Here is a 17582-nt window from a genome sequence, read left to right on the forward strand (position 1 = left end):
GGGCTACTACCGTCATCCGTGTCCTCCCCCTTTGGGGACCGTGGCCTATTGTTATTACTCCAGTATTCCGTAACGCTCGCCGTACTTTGCCCGCTCGGCAGAGCAAAGGATGGTTCTCAGCCCCGATCAATCCGGTCCCGGATGTCCAGCACGAATTCCGTGGTCCGCGTCGGAAGGCGCCGCAGGGCCATTCTCGCACCGTACCCTACCAGAAATCGCCAGTCTCGAAGCGCGGGGTTACTGAACGAATCCGCCCACCGGGGCTGTATCTTCAGGACGTGGCGATACCCCCACTTGTCGAGGAAGTACTGGAGGCTCTTTCCGGGCCGGTCCTCGTCGATTCCCATCCGCGCAGACAAATAGGCCGCGTCGCCCCCCGGGAAGTGTGGGAACACCACAGCCGGACACGTCCCGAACGTCCAGTCAGTCCGTTTCTTGTGGGCCACGAAGAAATCCAGATGCTCCGCACCGAATTTGTACGCGGGGTCCCATGAGTACTCCTCGAGGCACTCTCTGCGAAACATCGCTGCGTTCGGGACGAAGTCGAACTCCACAAAGGGTTTCCCGTCGACGAACTCCGAGTCTTTCGTTCCGCGAATGTCCTTGATGAGGATCTCACCCTCCTCGTACAGGTCGCAGGACGCGCCGATGAGGTTCCCGTGTTCGAAGAGGAGTCCGCTCACGCCCCCGAGTCGAGGGCGCTCGTCGAGCTGGTCGGCGAGGTACTCTATCCCATGCGGCATCGTCATGTCGCTGTCCACGATGACGACGTAGTCCTCCGACAACTGCTCGACTATCTCGTTGCGGCCGTGCCCCAGTCCGGAGTCGTACTCCAGATCCAGTACTTTCAGCTCGAAGGGATAGGAACGGTCGTAGATCCGACGCCGCTCTGGCGAGATCTCGCCGTTATCCGCGATGTAGACCGTTTCGACCGGCGACGACACGGACGAGAGTAACTGCTCGACCATATCAGTCCGCTTGAAAACGACCGCACCCAGGGCGATACTGCTCATTCCTGGTAAATCCTGGTAGTCAGGGACTTTTGTTACTCTGTATCTATCGATCGATAAGCGCCGATACCGTGTTCCGACGGAGTTGTGTAACTCCTGTCGAAGCCGACCTGACGGCACGCGTCGCTCCGACGCCGGCCACAGGTTCGGATCTGGGTTCGTTATGTAGACTGGTGGCCCACAATGAGCGTGGAACTATACTTGTTCTTCTATCAGTGAGTCGACGATCGCTTCTAGCCGTGCCGTATCGACGATTACGTCTCTGTTGATTGCTCGCTTGTTCTGACCGTCGTGGATCGACTCACAGACCATGCACTCGTAGGTCATGTCGAACTCGTTCGCGAGAACGAAGTAGCTCTCGTCAGTGCCGTCTTCCGCGAATAGTTCGAGGAGGCGGGTGTTGCCGTCACAGAACATCAAATTCACGTAAGCGAGGCCATGGAGTCCGACGACGACGTCGGCGCTGGCGAACAGCCGAGCCTGTTCTGCGAGGGATAGCCTCCCTGGTTCGTAGCTCTCGAACCCTCGCGGTTCGAGCACATCGAGCACCGCTCGCTCGTTTCGGACCCGGCGCCTGTCAGCGTCCGCACGCGAGACGTAGACGCGGTTCGAGAATGTCCTGTCTCCGTCCGGGAGATTCGAGACGATGCGCTCGCCCACCCACCGGAGTTCCGACGCGAATCCCGAACTGGGGTTCCCCTCCAGACGGATTGGATGCGGTGCAACGGCCAGTTCGCCGACCCGGCTCACATCACTGTCGTGTTCGATCCAGTCGTCAGGTTCGTACCCCATCCACCGCAGCGACCGCCGCTGGAAATCTCGCAGCGGAGAGTTGACGATCAGGACGGGCGAGTCGCCCGTCTCCTGGCAGTACTCCTCGTACCAGCGGAGTTTCGGGAGGGTCTCGTGGAACCACCCGTACCGATAGGACCCGCGCTCGTCGAGGAGGAGGAAGCCGTGGTCGATCCGCCTCGCCGGCTCGGCGTCTCCGACCGCACTCCGGAGGACGTGCCCGAGCGGGACGTCCCGCTTGAGGAACTTCTCTTGGTGGAGGAAGAAAGCCGTGTCGACCCCGAACCAGGATGGGAGCAAGTACTTCTCGTCGATGCGCGCGACGGGGTATCGGCCCACGACGTCGACGTCCCGGTAGATGTAGACGGCGTTTTCGGGACTCGAAATGGTTCCCTCGAAGTTCCTCAATTGCCGCGGTGCCGACTCCCGGAATCGGCCGTCATACGAAACGTCCAGCGACGGTTTCTCGGGAAGACTCACTACCTCGTTCGCGGCGTTGCGTTGATCTTTCAATAGCGGTGGCCAGAGACTGACCGGCAGACGCTGTCTCGCGAACCGAGGCCCCTTCTCGAGTAAGTCTCTCGGACCCCGCTCCAGAGAGCGACGGGCGATGGTTTCGGCGACCGCACGTAACTGGGGCATCTGTCGCAGGACTCGCCCCGCGAAAATTTCGTTATTGCCCGCCTATCGCCTGTCGTCGGGAGAGCCGCTCGACGACGGGTCGGTGGGTCACTCTCGACGCAGGGCCAGCCCGAGGGATCCGCCGGAGATGCGATCGAGGGTTACTGGTAACGCTTGTCCGGTAGTGCTCGTTCGATCTCGTCGACCACGTTGGCGATATCGTGGCGGTCGCGCGCATAGGAATACGCTCGCTCGGCAAGCTGGTTGCGATGTTCGGGACGCTCGATCAGTTCGCGGACCCGATCCGCGAGGGCCGACCGGGTTTCGACGCCATAGAATCCGGTCTCCCCCTCCCCTTGGTGGTTAGCGGGGTCCACGTTGAGACTGACGACGGGGGTCTTGCGGAGCCATGCCTGGATGAAGGTGTTCGGGAATCCCTCTTGCTTGCTCGTGTTGACGAACACAGAGGCCTGTTCGAGATAATCGTTGCTTTCTTCCACGGAACATCCGCCGAGGTATTCGAGGTTAGAAACCTTCTCGGTACGGGCTACGATCTCCTCGGTGAGCGAGGTCTCGGCCGGCTGGCCGACGATCCAGAACTCGCAGGGGAGATCGGTGCATGCCTCAGCGACGTCGGCGAACGCGAGCGGTTGCTTCCACTCCTTGATGCTTGCCAGCCAGAGGACGACCGGCGGGTCATGTTTCTCCGGCTCGCCGTCCGGGACGGGGTGGCCGTTCCCAGTCAGCACCGAGTCGATATCCCGATTCTCTCTCAGGAGGCGCCGCTGCGACAGCGTCTGCGTGAAGACTGTGTCAGGGACAGAGAGGAGGCTCCGGAGGAACGCCAGCTTCAGTCTGCGATACGCGCCGTGGACGGCCGTCTCGTCGTTCCGCCCCGGCCAGCCGGCGAACCGCGGCAGGCAGTGCGCGTCGTGGGAGACGTTGAACGCGACGTGCGCGTCGGTCACCAGTTTCGCAACCGTGGCGAGCGGCAGATCCTTCAGGATCCGAAAATAGAGGACGTCCGGATCGAGGTCGGCGATCGCCGATAGCGCCGCTCGTTTCCCGCCGTCCGCCGCGTCCAGGTGGAGAACGGTCACGCCGTCTCGCTCGACGACCTCGTTCTCGTCCGACCGATACGCGATGTAGGATGCGTCGTTCCCTCGGCGACGAAGCTCCGCGCAGATGAGCTGGGACTGGAGTTCGGCACCACCCGGTTCAGCCGCCGGGTGCGTCCCCAACACGGCACAGAACTTCATCGGAAGGCTTTGGTATCGTTACTCGCGCCATCCCACGTTCTTGCCAAGCCAACCCGGGCGACGGAGCCGGCCCCGTTCCGGCGGAGTCCGGCCCCCGTCTCGCCGGTCATCGCTATCGAGCTTGGTCCTTCGCCGCCCTTTCGGTCGGGAGCGCGGTTCCCGAGGAGCCCGGTGTCGCGCCGCAGAGGCCCCTCGAAATTCCTGGCTCGATCGCGGCCCGCGTCTGGAGCGCTCGGCTGCGGGGTTCGTCTCCGACAGAATCCCAGCCGGTCTCGGCGTCGTGTCGACGTTCCCATAGTTACGACGGGAAGTACATACCCGATCACCTTATTCCGAGTTGCCACTTGGTTCCGTTTTCTAACGTCGTGTTCTCGCTCGACAGCCGTCGAACGATGCGCTCGCGCCCCGCGAATTCTGCGAGCGATCGACTCTTGCTTCCTGATGCCAGCGGCGGTTTCGGCTCCCACACGTCGACGGACAGTTGACCGCCCTTTCACAGGTACCAGCCGGTGAACTGGAAGGTCGGTGGGCCCTCGGACAGCCCCGCTTTGAACGAGTGGTTTGAGTAGTATCGGACGAGAGCGAAGAGCTGTAGGGCCGTCGCGATGAGCGCAACGCCCGCGAACCACCTCGCCGTGTCGCTTCGCTTGGATACCCCCGGACGTCGACCGATGTCGCATCGGTGAATCCGCTACCGGTAGCTCGAAAATAACGAAGTCTCTCAGGTCTAAGAGGGTAATCGATGGACGTTCGAGAACTCGTTCGGAATCGTTCAAGACGGCGTCAACACCGGGTGATGGGGGAGTGATCGACTCGACTAATAAGACGGCTGACGTTTCCAGTCGACCCACTGAACAGGCTGATCCGATGTCGAATTCGCGGAGCGATTCGGAGTCTGGCGCCGACGAGGGAAGCCATCTCGAGGGGGTGGCTCCGGAACCGTCACTCTCTGATCTCCGCGTGCTCGTCGTCGGACCGTCCGGGAACGGCGGGATCAGTCAGTACATCACGGGGCAAGTCGAACGATTAGGTTGCTCCGTCGAGACGCACGACACAGGGTCACCGCCGAGCGGGAACGGACCTGTCTGGGTTCTCCGTTCCATCCTCCTGGGCCTCGCAGCGATGTGCCGATTTTCGCTCCGGACCCGACCCGACGTCGTCCACGTCCACTCCTCGTACCAGTACTCGTTCTATCGAGCGTCGTTCTACACGTTGTTCTCCCGGTACGTCTGGGGAGTTCCCGTCGTCCTGCATATTCACGGGTCGTCGTTCGACGAATTCGTCCTGGAAGCCTCGCCGCCAGTTGCCGCGTTGCAGCATCTGGTCTTCGACGCGAGCGACCAGATCATCGTCCTCTCGGAGTACTGGCTCGACGTAGTCGCGACTCGGATCGACGAGTCGAAGATCCGCGTCGTCCCCAATGCAGTCGAGCCGGCGTCGTATCCCGCTGAATTCGGCATCGAGCCGCCGCGAATCGTCTTCGTCTCGAACCTCATCGAACGCAAGGGGGTCCGCGAGCTCGTCGCAGCGGTCGACTCGCTGGCTGAAACGTGCGAGACCCCGTTCGAAGTATCGATCGCCGGTGCCGGCCCACTCGCGGGCGAGGTCGAGGCCCTCAGCGAGCGACATGATTCGGTTTCGTACCTCGGATTCGTCTCCGAGGAGCAAAAGCGGTCGCTCCTCGGCTCCAGTTCGGTCTTCGTCCTCCCGACCTACGCCGAGGGGCTTCCGATCGCCTTGCTAGAAGGGATGGCCGGTGGCAATGCGGTCGTCACGACGGCTGTCGGGTCCATCCCGGAAGTGATCGATGAAGAACGCGGGATCCTCGTCCCTCCCGGCGACGCCGATGCCCTCGAAGCGGCTCTGGAAGACCTCGTGACGTCTCCCGATCTGTGTGAAAAAATGGCGACACGCAACAGACGGGCTATCGAAACCGAATACTCCTGGGACGAGGTAATCGACGAACTGGTGACAGTCTATCGCTCCGTCGTGTGAGCCCGCTGTTCGGGTAACGGTCCCGTACACCGGATAGAGCGCTCGTAACAATACGACGAGACGAGAGAGTGTGACCTGATGCGGTACGTAATTTTCACGAACACGCCGGCGCACGTGCACCTGTACAAGCACGCGGTCCGGACTCTCGACAGCGACGGCCACGACGTTCTCGTCCTCGCTCGGGACGACAGCTGTACGGTGGACCTCTTGGAATACTACGGGATACGTCACAAGGTGTACGGTCGTCGGGGAGAGACCCCGTGGGCCCTCGCCGGCCAGTTGCCGGGACACTTCGTCCGGATTCTCAGACACGTCCGGGACTTCGATCCCGACCGGATCTTCGGGATGGGTGGCTACGCGGCGCCTGTCGGCGCCGTTACGAACACACCAGTCGTCGCGATTCAGGACTCCGAACCCCACACCCTGGACTACATGATGGCCCGTCCGATCGTCGAGGCATTCGTAACACCGCATACGTTCCGACGTGATCTGGGGCCCAAGCACTTTCGCGTCCTGGGATTCAAAGAGAGCGCGTACCTCCATCCTGACGTCTACGAACCGTCTATCGACGTCAGATCGGAACTCGGAATTCCGGCCGGAGAACCCTACGTGATCGCCCGGTTCAACGGATGGGGCGCCTACCACGACGTCGGTCAATCGGGGTTCACCGCCGATCAACGGCGGACGCTCCTCTCACGGCTCGGAGACGAAGCGACGGTTCTGGTCTCCGCGGAAGCAGAAGATTCGCTCAATCTCCCCGACGGCGCCCGACCGTTCGACCTGCATCCAGCCCACATGCACGACGCGCTCGCGGAGGCGTCGCTGCTCGTCGCGGACACCCAGACGATGGTCACCGAGGCCGCGTTACTCGGGACACCAGCTATCCGGTCCAACTCCTTCGTCGGCGACGGGGATATGGGCAACTTCACCGCGCTCGAAGCCGCGGGCTTGATCCACAACACGAGGGACTTCGAAGCCGTCTCCGACCTGGCGACGGAGTTACTGACGGACGAACGGCGGCGCGACGCCTGGAACCGCCGGCACGCGGCGTACGTCTCCGACCTGGTCAACTTGACGTCGATCATCGTCGACGTCGCGACCGCGCCCGACCCGCGGCGGGCGCTCGAATCGAAACGGACCGAATCAGTTCCGCTCCCCGGGTGAGGGCGCCTCTCGCGCGTGTTGGAACCAGTCCAGCGCCGCACCGACGTGGTCGGTGAGCGGTCGATACTCGTAGCCGAGGGCCTCCTGGGCCTTTCCCGACGAGTAAAACATCCGTTCAGTCGCCAGCCGAGCCATGTCCGGATCGTACGGAAACGCTCGGATCTCCACCGTTGATTCGAGTCGCTCGGCGGCGTGTCCCAATGCGATGACTATCGGCCGGGGAATTTCTATCGGAGGCACGTTGCCGTCGGCCGATTCCGCGATCACGGACAGCGCCTCTCGGTACGTGAGATTTTCGCCTCCGAGGATGTAGTGCTCGCCGCTGTCGCCCCGCTCCAACGCGAGCCGAATACCGGTTGCAACGTCCGTCGCGCTTACGAAACTCGCTCCTCCAGGAAGCGCCGCGAAGAACTTCGGGTCCAGCGCCATTTTACAGAGTCGCCCCGTGAACGCTTCGTCTCCGGGTGCGAACACGGACGTCGGGTGGACGGTGACTGCGTCGAATCCTTCCTCCACGTACGCGTCGACCAGCGCCTCGGCGTCCGCCTTCGACTCCTGATACGCTCCGACCGGAGGGGCCGTGTCCGTTTCGTCGGCGATCCCATCGCACCGTCTGGTCCCGGCGGTGCTCGCGAACACGAACCGCTCGACGCCCGCCCGGCGGCTGCTGCGCAGCACGTTTTCGGTACCGGTGACGTTCACTTCGCGGACAGTCTTGGGGCTCGCGTCCGTGAGGCCCGCGCCGGCCAGGTGCACGACGTGGTCGACTCCGGTCACCGCTTCTTGGCAGTCAGCCGCTCGGGTCACGTCACCGACGTGCCACGTCATGGACAGATCCTCGAGGTGGGAGATCGACGAGGTTTCGCGGCGGAGCGCGCGGACGCTCCACCCCTCGTCGAGGAGTTCTCGACAGAGAGCGGAGCCGATCGTTCCGGACGAACCGGTGACGAGGACTGTCCCGCTCATCGGTCGAACTGTGGCGGATACGCGTCGCCGCTCACTCGCGTGTACAGGCGGTACCCAGCAGCGGTGAGGCTTCCCGGCGACGACTGCCTCGGGGGACCCTCGTTCGGGAACGATTCGCGGAGCGAATCGACCGAGACCCCGCGAACGGTGATCGCTCCGGGGTCGGCACCGGCCATCACGAGTGATGGACTGTTATCCGGACCGCGTCCGGCCAGGCCGCTTGCGACGGTGTCGACTGCAACAACATCGGTCCCGGCAAGCAGTAATTCCGATCGGTGGGGACGTCCTGTGAACGTATACGTCCCATCAAGGATGGTGATCGGGTCGATCGCCAGTGAGGCGGCCGTGACTGTGCGCGGCACGTTCGACACCGCGGCCGACCTTGCGACTGTCTTCATTCCTCCTGCAAGGCGGCCCGAATCGTCGTATCGGAGCGTTGGAACCACGATGACGTGGCGCTTTGCGAGTGGTTCGGGGATGCTCACTGTGTGTTCGCCTCCATCGAAACGGACTACTCGTTCGACCGTGGCGGCGCCATCGAGATCGATTATCTCGACGTCCCTTCCCTCGAGGTGGCTGTCATAGTCGAGCAACTCCGCTGTCTTCCTCCCCGCTGCCTCGTTTGTCCCGACGTAAGCGATACCCAAGTCGGCGTCGGGGAACTCCGATCGCAGCGCGACGACGAGCGCTTGCACGACAGCCGGATCCGTGACCATGCCCGTGCTAGGGTGGAACGGATACCCGACGTCCGGGACGACGAGGAAGTCCCGTTCGAACGTCGTCCGCGTGGTGATCGCATCGAGAAGGTTCTCGAGTTCCGATTCGATGGTCGCGGATTCGAGGTCGTCGAGGACACGGCCTTCGACTGTTTTCATGGACGCTCCCCCCGCGAATCGGAGTCGGCGGCGTCGTACGCCGCTTCCGCGAGCTCCAGCGTTCGCCGTCCCTGCTCGCCGTCGACAGGCGGTCGGTCTCCGCGACGAAGCGCATCGATGAACGCGGCCAGCGACTGACGATGGGCGCGTAGATAATAGGTCGGTCCAAAGTAGACGGGGTCGCGGCCGAGGGCACGACGGACGACGTTTTCAGTGGCCGAGCGGGCAGCGTGGACGTACTGGTTATTCGGAGTGAACCGATCGGTGTCCAGCGCGCCGGCGACGCCCTCGAACCGCAGGCGGAAGTTCATGTCCGTCTCGTCGACCCACTGATATCCCCCGCAGTGGAGGTGAAGGGTCGTCTCCCCATCACCGGTCGTGAGGAGTACCGTTGCGGCGTCCTCGAACGGGAGATTGAGCTGCCGACCCATCGTCGCGTGCACAACTGTGAGGTCACCAAAGAGCCACTCGAGCACATCAAACAGGTGGAGCCCGAGATCGAGCAGTACGCCGCCACCAGTCGCCTCTGGATCGAGTTGCCAATCCGGTAGTGGAGCTTCGACCGGCGGCTGATCGAACGGACCGTTGTTAATCAGCGATGCCGATACCTTCGGGACGTGCCCTATCACACCGGACCGATAGCGGTCCGCCAGTTCTCTCACGTTCGGGAGGAATCTGACGGTGTGGTCAACCCCGATACTCGTGCCTTCGTCCGCTGTCGCTTGCAGTATCTCGTCCGCCTCGTCCACCGACCGAGCGAACGGTTTCTCAACGAAGACGTGACACCCGGATTCGATCGCTGTGACGGCCGCCTCCCTGTGGAGAAACGGCGGAAGTGCGACGATCGCGACGTCGACTGGCTCGTTCTGGAGCAGTTCCTCGTAGTCTCTGTAGGTCCGCTCGACGCCGAATTCACGCGCCCGCTCCCGATTGCTCTGTCGCACGTCGGCGGCTGACGTAACCGTGACCCCATCGACGGTTTTGGCCGACTGCAGGTGGACGGTCCCGATGTTACCGACGCCGAGGATACACGCCCGGAGTGGGCTGTTATCTGCCGCCATCAGTGATCACTCAGTACACCGTTTCCCCGTCGCGTAGGCCGAGTAGCATGTCTACCGTTCGCGGGATGATCCCCAGTGCCGCCATCGGATCCTCCGGGTCGAGTGTCTCCTCACGCGTCGTCGCGAATGACGCGAGGAACGGGGCGAGCGCACGGTAGTTCCCCTGGTCGAAGTTCTCTTTCAGCCAGAGGAAGTCCTGGTAGAACAGCTTACGCTGTTTGACGTCCGTCCGGTAGCCGTCGGGGCGCTCGACCGTCGGGTCGTCGCCGACGAGCTGCTGGTAGTGTAGCCACGGGATGTCGACGCCGCTGTTGACCGTCAGCGCCGTCGAGCCCCAGTAGCGACCGTTGACTTCGAGGAGGTAGAATTCGTCGTCGGGGGTGCGCATGAACTCGACGTGGACGGGGCCAACCCAGTCGAGCGCGTCGACGACCTGGTCGGCGTAGTCGGCCATCTTCGGTTCGCAGATCCCTTTGCGAACCGACCCGACGCCGCCCGAGGGCGGGAAGACACGGTACTTCTCGTGCTGGAAGACCGCGGTCAGTCCGCCGCCGTCGGCCAGTCCCACCGTGCAGACGGCCTCTTCGCCGTCGATGTATTCCTGGACGAGCGGCAACTGCTCGCGTAGCGCGGGGTTGCCATCGACGAGCTCTCGGTAGCGCCCGACGAGGTCCTCGTTGGGCGAGACGTAATTCGACCCTGAGATGCGGTTCGTGTGGCCCTCGCCGTCCTCGTCAAGGACCGTCGTCCGACGCGGTTTGATCACGACGGTGTGGTCGCGGTCGGCCTCGAATTCCTCCACGTCGTCGATCGACTCGGGCGCGTGCGTCTCCGGCGTCGGCACGTCGAGTCCGTCGGCGAGCGCAAACAGCCGGCCCTTGTCGTTCGGGAGGATGTACGTGTCCCAGTCCTCGACGCCGACGCGGGTTCCAGTCGCCTCCAGGCGTTCCTTGTGTTTCGAGAGGATCGCGGTCGCCATGTCCGTAACGCAGAACACCGCGGCGTAGTCGTTCGCCAGTAGATGTCGTTCGAGGTCGTCGACGAACGCGCCTTCGTCGGCGGCGGGGTCGGGATAGACGTAGGCGTCATCGGCGTACTTCGAGAGCATCCCGGGCAGAAAGCGCGTATTGCCGCCGGCGGTCACCGAGAGTCCCTTCTTTCCGAGCGAGCGGACGACGGACAGGGCGTTCTGTCCCTGGGTGTCGAGCACGAGAACTTCGTCTCCATTCATTGGCCGATGACAACGGTCCATCCCGCCTTTGTAACTACTCGCTTAGTAGTCAGTAACTCCGCCATGACCTGAAGATGCCCGTTCAGCACGGAGGCGGCTCTTTCGTCGGCTCGGAAACCGTCGTCTCGGTGGCGCCCCAGAGTTTGACATCGGAAGGGGGATCTGGGAAGCGTCACGGCTGCGCAGCGGACAAGTCCACCTTATCGCCCGCCACGGTAAGGAACTCCGAGATAGCGTAAGCCATCCACGCCTGACACCAGCGCATGAGCGTAATACGCTTCGTGTAATAGCGTTGCTTTCGGAAGAAGAAGCGACCTTCACCGTCAGAGAGATTCTCGCGGGCCCAGTCGATGATTCGGCGTGCGAATTCGAAGTTCCCGACGTACGTGAATACGAGAATTCCCTGCGCGGCTGCGTGGATGTCCCGGGGGTACGTAGAGTCCTCGTCCCAGTTCGGGGCGCCGTCGGAGTCGAACAGCGTTGACCGGTAGAACTTCAGCGCACGGCCCAGCGTATCGTGGAATTGGGTGGTTCCGGTCACTTCTCGGTAGCGCTGGAAGGACTCGATGATGAACCCGTTGTGGTGATTGTCCATGGAGAGGTGCGAAGCGTCGGCGGGAGTGCGATAGTACCAGCCGCCCTCCGGGGTTTGCTGGTCCGCGATGAACGCGAGGAGGGCCTCCGCATACCTCCTGAACCCGTCGTCCCCGAAGTATTCGTAGAGGTCGGCGAACATTCGCGCGGCGATTGCGCCCGCATTGAGCGTGTAGGCGTCGTCGGGATGTTTCGGATAGTATGTGATCTTCGCGCCGCCGTCGACTTCGCGGTAGTTCATGTCGTTGATTGCCCAATCCGCGGCCGTCCGCGCCGTTTCGGCGAAGGGCTCGTGGAATTCGGCCGCCCGAAGCAGTGCCTTGACCGCGTAACTCGTCGAGACGAGATCGGGGTCGTTAACTGGCCCCTGATGGTGCAGACCCTGAATGACGTGGTTGTGTCCGCCGCAGAAGCCGCTATAGCCGGTACTTCGATTCTTGAGTAACCAGGTGCAAAGCGCAATTCCCTCCTCGCGGAAGTCCACAGCAGTCTCACGACCAGCGTCAGCCTGTGCCTCGCCACTGACCGTTTCGCCACCACTCAACTGGGAGCTCGGTTTGGTAGACTCGGTCTCGTAACTCGCCGCGCCGCCCCCGTCGGTAGCGACGTCGTCTGGGCCATCGAACGCTGTTGAGCGACCGTCGAGGAGCCGGTCTGCAGAAAAGTTCGCCATCGAGAAGAGGGCAATTCCTTTGAAGTTTCGCCGCTGCTCAACGAGGAAATAGGGGCGGAGATTGACTGGCGCTCGCTTTATGGTCTCCTGTACGGCGAGGTTGAGATACTTGCTATCAATCGGAAGCGCCTGGAGCAGCGCACTGCTCATGCCATCAACGTAATCCCATCCGCGGTAGTCCCGGTTGCGCGCGTAGGCCAGCGACTCAGCGAGCGTCTTTCGGAGTCCGGCTAGCTGATACGGAGGAATATCCGTTTGCACACTCGTCCCGGCGCGCTGGAAGTTCTGTGCCATTATGACTCAGACTGCCTCGCCACTCCTTTTGTTATTTTACCGATACCGAGAAATCGGGAGGGAACGGCGATAGAATGGGCGTCCTCTCCGCCAACAACGGGCGAGATGTCGACTCTCGCCGGCCAGGGATCCCAGAAATCATCTCAGTGATTGTGTGTCTTTCCCGACCGACTGCTCCGCGGACCGGCGAGACGAACTTTCCGGTTGCTCTGCTTCTGCCGCGGGCCGCCTCGCTTACGTTCATCTCAATTCCTCCAATCCCCGATCTAGCTAGAATTTCCCACTGTATCGTTGAATTTCGTCACTAACTCGATCACACAAGTATTCAGAGCACTCCGACCGAAATCAATTGGTTAGTTAATATGTTGTGATTACATATTCCCGAAGGCTATTTCGAAGATATTTCAACTTTCCTCCGTCTCGACGGTGTATTCGCGGAAACGACCTACTATTATCCTCGACGTGATCAGTATCTCTGTCTTACATCGGACACGGGATGCATTTCTGACTACCTGTGAGGCGATCCGGATTGGATTGAGCACCTCTCAAATAACCAACAATAATGTTATATTATACTAAAATTTGACAAAGTAACCTCTCCGTTTCGGGCACTGTGGAAGGATTTATTGGGGTGTACGGAAAATCACCCACAGATAGGTGATATATTACAATCACAGAGAAGCCACACGTCTTTCGATCATGGGGAGGAAATCGCATCACACAAGGGACCTCGGTAAAGTTCGGGAGAGCATCGGCTATCTCGAATTGACGCCTCGAATAGTGCGGTCTGCCTCCTCGTTGCTGGGGTTCAGCGGCAACGCTGTCACCTCTGCAATTTATAGAGAGAAGCCGAAGAACCTGAGCTGGGTTGCGGCTCTGAATATCGCGGTCCGAATTGAAGGTGACTGAGATGTATCGAGACGCAACAGTCGGCGTCGTGATTCCGGTGTACAACGAGGCGCCGTTCGTCGGGAAAGTCATCGATACGCTGCCACGGTTCGTCGACGTCGCGTACGTCGTAGACGACTGTTCGACAGACGATACGTGGCAAGTTATCCAGCGACGAGAGTCAGCAGTGCAGTCTGAAACACCCACCAGATACTCCGATGGTGGCCGCTCCCGTCCGATAATAACGGCGATCAGACACGAGACTAACCAGGGGCGCGGCGGAGCCATCAAGACCGGGTACAGGGCCGCCTTGACAGACGGTCTAGACGTGATCGCAGTGATGGACGGTGACGGGCAGATGGACCCCGACCGGCTCGACGATTTGCTCGAACCGATAGTCAACAACGGGGCTGACTACGCGAAAGGAAATCGACTCAAGGTGCCAGAACATCGCGCAGAGATGTCTCCATGGAGACTGTTCGGGAATCAGTTACTGTCGACGCTGACACGGATCGCCAGCGGATACTGGGGAACAACGGATTCACAGAACGGGTATACCGCCATTTCGGCTACGATACTCGAACAGCTCGATCTCGGGGCCCTCTACGACGGATACGGATTCTTGAACGACATACTCGTTCGATTGAACGTTCACGACGCGCAGATAGTCGATGTCTCGATGCCCGCAATCTACGGAAGAGAGGAAAGTAAGATCGAGTATCGCACGTTCGTCCCCACTCTTTCGCTGTTACTGGTAAAATTGCTCGTCTGGCGGTTAACGACCAAGTACGTCATCGGCCAGCTACACCCAGTCGCGGTTCTGTACGGCTTCGGAGCCAGTTTCGGGATGTTTGGTCTCGGATTCCTCGCACATGAACTCTCACAGTCCGTCAGTCGATCGACTCGAATGCGGTTAGCTGTGCTCATCTTTGGGATGACTACTGTTATCCTCCTCCTCGCGATTGCGATCGATCGCCTTGACAACCTGCATCTCGTCACAGACGGTGATTCGCCGTGAATCATCCGCCCGATCGGATAGCAGCGGCCGCAGAGCCCGTTCAAGGGTATTCGGCAGCGTTCGAAGACCACGAGTTCGCGCTCTGTCTCTCTCATGATGTCGACCGGCCGTACAAGGGCTTCCGATCGCTGTATTACGCTCTCTTTGAGCGCCCGACCTACCATCTGCGGACCGTTCTTTCGGAAGAGAACCCGTACTGGCAGTTCGAATCAGTGATGGCAATCGAATCGGATCTTGGCGTCCGCTCGGCGTGGTACTTTCTCGTCGAACCTCACCTCTTGCGTGAGAGGCCGCTCGCCGAATGGTTCAACCCCGAACAGTGGGTCCAGTTTATGGGCCGGTACGACGTGACTGACTCGGACGTGGCCGCCGTAATCGGGGCTCTCGACGACGGCGGATGGGAGGTCGGTCTGCACGGGTCGATACCCGCACATTCCGACCCCGACCGTCTCCATGTCGAGAAGAACCGCGTTGAGGATACCCTCGGCCACGAGGTTGTTGGCGCACGACAACACTACCTCAGGCTTGACGGGACTCGAACATGGCGATATCAGCGCGATATCGGCCTCCGATATGATTCGAGTCTTGGAACGAGCGAGTCCTACGGGTTCCGCTATGGGTACGCACCGCTCCGACCCTTCGACGACGACTTTGTCGTCTTCCCCCTGACGCTCATGGAACAAGCGCTCCCCGCGGTCTCGACGAATCCGGAGCGGGCGTGGCACATTTGCGAATCGCTTCTACAAGAGGCCGCGGATAATAGGGCAGTGATGACCATCCTCTGGCATCCCCGGTACTTCAACGAGCGCGAGTTCCCCGGGTATTGCGGGCTCTACCGCAGACTCGTCGAACGAGCCCTCGAAATGGACGCCTGGGTTGGCCCCCCAGTTGAACTCTACGAGCGACTCTGCGACACGGTAGATATTTCAACGGACGAGAACTCGTCCCAGAGACCGCTGACTCCCTCTTGACGGTTCCCAGAACTCCGCCATTTGGTTCACGGCTGCGGCCACTTTCCAGTGACTGCCGATTCGAGTCGCGCGACGATACGCTCGGCAGCGTGTCCGTCGCCGTACGGAGTCGGCCGCTCTGTTGGCGGCGAGACGTCCGTCAGCGCGTCCATAATGGCGTCCCTGTCGGCCCCAACGAGCACGTTCCAACCGGTTGAGACGGTTTCCGTCCACTCGGTCTCCTCTCTGAGTGTCACAGAGGGGCGACCGAGGAAGAACGCTTCCTTCTGCACTCCCCCGGAGTCGGTGACGACGGCTCTCGCTCCCGAGAGAAGGGAGACGAACTCCAGGTATCCGACTGGATCAATAACAGTCAGCGACGACGTGACGTCGTCCCACAGACGGAAGCTCTTGAGTGTTTGTTCGGTACGAGGGTGGACTGGAAAGACGATTTGGCTGTCAACCGCAGTAAGCGCGTCGACGATCGCCGAGAGCCGGTCGTAGTTGTCGGTGTTGCGTGGCCGATGAACTGTCGTGAGGACGTACTCGCCTGGTTCGAGTCCGTACTCTGCGCGGATATCGATATCTCGCTCTGCGACTTCGCGCGCCCACTGCATCGCGTCGTACATAACGTCGCCTGTCCACTCGGTGATGTCGCCTAACCCCTCGTGTTCGAGGTTCTCGACAGCCTGCTCGGTCGGGGGAAAGAGCAGGTCGGAGGCGTGATCTGTGAGGATGCGATTGACCTCTTCGGGCATTGAGCGCACACCGCTTCGCAGTCCGGCTTCGACGTGGCCGACCACGAGATCACATTTTGATCCGACGATCGCGCCCCCCAGCGTTGAGTTCGTGTCCCCGTACAGCACGAGCGCATCGGGGTCTTCGCGCTCGATAACGGGTGCAAGGCGGCTCACAACAGCCGCAGTCTGCTCTGCGTGTGTTCCCGATCCGACACCGAGTTCTTCTGTCGGGCGCGAAAGATCGAGCTCCTCGAAGAAGACGTCCGAGAGTTCCTCGTCATAATGCTGTCCCGTGTGGACGACCAGTTCGTTGTGCCGATCGCGGAGCACTCGCGAGAGCGGCATCGCTTTCACGAACTGCGGCCGCGCGCCGACGAGCGAAAGGACCTTCATTGGGCTTTCAATTGCCTTCTTATCGCCGATCTTCCGGTTTTTCGTCCGAACTTGACTCGTGATCGATTACTCGTCCCGCTCGTCGTTCCGACGCACCCCGCCTGCGATACTACCCGACCTGAAATTGATTCGGCTCGCATCAGCCGTCTCTGGGACGCTCGCTTCCATTGTTATATGTGCCGTATCGCGAAACCTTACAGAAACGGCGACTTACCCGGTCAATAGCTGCTAAATATCGTGTCAGGGTCGCTCCAAGAGGGATTCGGATCTCCCAGAGCGGGCGCCGTACGAACCAAGATGATCGGCGGCGATCCGGACTACGAAGCCCGCTAACGGAACTATTCCAGGCCCGATCCGGATCTGATGAGGCGTATGTAATCGGCAACGATACCCATCCCCGGCCGGCCATCGAGGAACCAGAGCGCTGCCGCGCTGGTGACGAGTATCACCTCGAAGAGGAGATACACTCTCCCGACCGGGGTGCCGAGAAACGAGACGAACTCTCCGAACTGACCGGTGAGTTTAGAGAGAAATCCAGTCCCCGCTTGCGTCGTAGATGCCCCCGCCCCGGACGCCGGTGGAGTCGGGTCCGTCACGACCCGGTTGGGTCCAGGCCAGAGGATAACTCCCCAGGCGAAGTGCCCCTGTCCTCGGATCATCGGATACACGAGGTCGCCGAGCAGGTGGGAGAAATAGCCGATCGCGAAGGCCGAACTGACCGTCGGGTGATCGATGCGACCGGTGACGATGCCCACGACGAAAACTAGTAACAGCGAGACTACAATCGAATGTGCGACAGCGGTCCCGTCCATAACATCGAACTGCCACGCGAGCGGCTTGTCGATCAGATCGGGCAGTTGTGTCGCGACTGTCAGTGTGAGAACGGGCAGTTCTGCCGGGGGCGTTCCCGTTCGCCCGTGACTGTACAGAGAGAGAAGAATATACCCGACAGCGAGGTGCTCCCAGGGCCACACGATTCACACCCCTGTGAACCTAACACCTAGCGTCGATTCGCGTCTCATATCTCGCCTATCACACCCCAGCCACATTTGTTATGC

At 61.1% G+C, this 17582-nt stretch carries 14 protein-coding genes; 4 read left to right on the plus strand and 10 right to left on the minus strand.

Features of this window, described 5'->3' with window-relative positions; translation table 11 throughout:
* Window positions 1-116 precede the first annotated feature (116 nt).
* The 3 genes from ACMGFE_RS18470 to ACMGFE_RS18480 all read right to left on the minus strand — a co-directional run bounded on the left by ACMGFE_RS18470 (window position 117) and on the right by ACMGFE_RS18480 (window position 3523).
* Window positions 117-1013: a glycosyltransferase family 2 protein gene (locus tag ACMGFE_RS18470; protein ID WP_436926722.1), complete on the minus strand. Its 897-nt coding sequence runs from the start codon at window positions 1011-1013 to the stop codon at window positions 117-119.
* A gap of 192 nt (window positions 1014-1205) precedes the next feature.
* On the minus strand, window positions 1206-2141 hold the full coding sequence (locus ACMGFE_RS18475) for a glycosyltransferase family 61 protein (protein ID WP_436926723.1): 936 nt from the start codon (window positions 2139-2141) through the stop codon (window positions 1206-1208).
* A 443-nt stretch (window positions 2142-2584) separates the two neighbouring features.
* Window positions 2585-3523: a glycosyltransferase family 4 protein gene (locus tag ACMGFE_RS18480; protein ID WP_436926724.1), complete on the minus strand. Its 939-nt coding sequence runs from the start codon at window positions 3521-3523 to the stop codon at window positions 2585-2587.
* Window positions 3524-4642: 1119 nt separating this feature from the next.
* Here ACMGFE_RS18480 and ACMGFE_RS18485 point away from each other — a divergent pair.
* A complete protein-coding gene (locus ACMGFE_RS18485) occupies window positions 4643-5677 on the plus strand; it encodes a glycosyltransferase family 4 protein (protein WP_436926973.1) in 1035 nt (344 codons plus the stop codon).
* Window positions 5678-5755: 78 nt separating this feature from the next.
* On the plus strand, window positions 5756-6841 hold the full coding sequence (locus ACMGFE_RS18490; RefSeq protein ID WP_436926725.1) for a hypothetical protein: 1086 nt from the start codon (window positions 5756-5758) through the stop codon (window positions 6839-6841).
* Here ACMGFE_RS18490 and ACMGFE_RS18495 read toward each other — a convergent pair.
* From ACMGFE_RS18495 to ACMGFE_RS18515, 5 genes are all read right to left on the minus strand, one after another.
* Complete coding sequence (locus tag ACMGFE_RS18495) at window positions 6821-7807, minus strand: SDR family NAD(P)-dependent oxidoreductase (RefSeq protein WP_436926726.1); 987 nt, start codon at window positions 7805-7807, stop codon at window positions 6821-6823. The two genes, ACMGFE_RS18490 and ACMGFE_RS18495, sit on opposite strands and share 21 nt — an antisense overlap.
* Window positions 7804-8682: a DUF362 domain-containing protein gene (locus ACMGFE_RS18500; RefSeq protein ID WP_436926727.1), complete on the minus strand. Its 879-nt coding sequence runs from the start codon at window positions 8680-8682 to the stop codon at window positions 7804-7806. The genes ACMGFE_RS18495 and ACMGFE_RS18500 overlap by 4 nt, the downstream gene beginning before the upstream one ends.
* Entirely contained in the window at window positions 8679-9743 is a 1065-nt protein-coding gene (locus ACMGFE_RS18505; RefSeq protein WP_436926728.1) for a Gfo/Idh/MocA family protein, read from the minus strand. The genes ACMGFE_RS18500 and ACMGFE_RS18505 overlap by 4 nt, the downstream gene beginning before the upstream one ends.
* 10 nt (window positions 9744-9753) lie before the next feature.
* Window positions 9754-10974, minus strand: a complete 1221-nt coding sequence (locus tag ACMGFE_RS18510) for a carboxylate--amine ligase (RefSeq protein WP_436926729.1) — start codon at window positions 10972-10974, stop codon at window positions 9754-9756.
* A 172-nt stretch (window positions 10975-11146) separates the two neighbouring features.
* On the minus strand, window positions 11147-12535 hold the full coding sequence (locus ACMGFE_RS18515; protein ID WP_436926730.1) for a prenyltransferase/squalene oxidase repeat-containing protein: 1389 nt from the start codon (window positions 12533-12535) through the stop codon (window positions 11147-11149).
* A gap of 910 nt (window positions 12536-13445) precedes the next feature.
* Between ACMGFE_RS18515 and ACMGFE_RS18520 the strand changes: the two genes are divergently transcribed.
* Both ACMGFE_RS18520 and ACMGFE_RS18525 read left to right on the plus strand, forming a co-directional pair.
* Complete coding sequence (locus ACMGFE_RS18520) at window positions 13446-14441, plus strand: glycosyltransferase family 2 protein (RefSeq protein ID WP_436926732.1); 996 nt, start codon at window positions 13446-13448, stop codon at window positions 14439-14441.
* Between the two features lie 17 nt (window positions 14442-14458).
* The gene (locus tag ACMGFE_RS18525) at window positions 14459-15412 is read left to right on the plus strand and encodes a polysaccharide deacetylase family protein (RefSeq protein WP_436926974.1); all 954 of its coding nucleotides are present in this window, start codon (window positions 14459-14461) and stop codon (window positions 15410-15412) included.
* A gap of 26 nt (window positions 15413-15438) precedes the next feature.
* On the opposite strand, the gene wecB is transcribed toward ACMGFE_RS18525, so the two are convergent.
* Together wecB and ACMGFE_RS18535 are read right to left on the minus strand one after the other, a co-directional pair.
* The gene (wecB, locus tag ACMGFE_RS18530; RefSeq protein ID WP_436926733.1) at window positions 15439-16524 is read right to left on the minus strand and encodes a non-hydrolyzing UDP-N-acetylglucosamine 2-epimerase; all 1086 of its coding nucleotides are present in this window, start codon (window positions 16522-16524) and stop codon (window positions 15439-15441) included.
* Window positions 16525-16862: 338 nt separating this feature from the next.
* Entirely contained in the window at window positions 16863-17498 is a 636-nt protein-coding gene (locus ACMGFE_RS18535) for a metal-dependent hydrolase (protein ID WP_436926735.1), read from the minus strand.
* Window positions 17499-17582: the final 84 nt, after the last annotated feature.

The organism is Halosimplex amylolyticum (assembly GCF_051414035.1).
Classification (GTDB): Archaea; Halobacteriota; Halobacteria; order Halobacteriales; family Haloarculaceae; genus Halosimplex; species Halosimplex amylolyticum.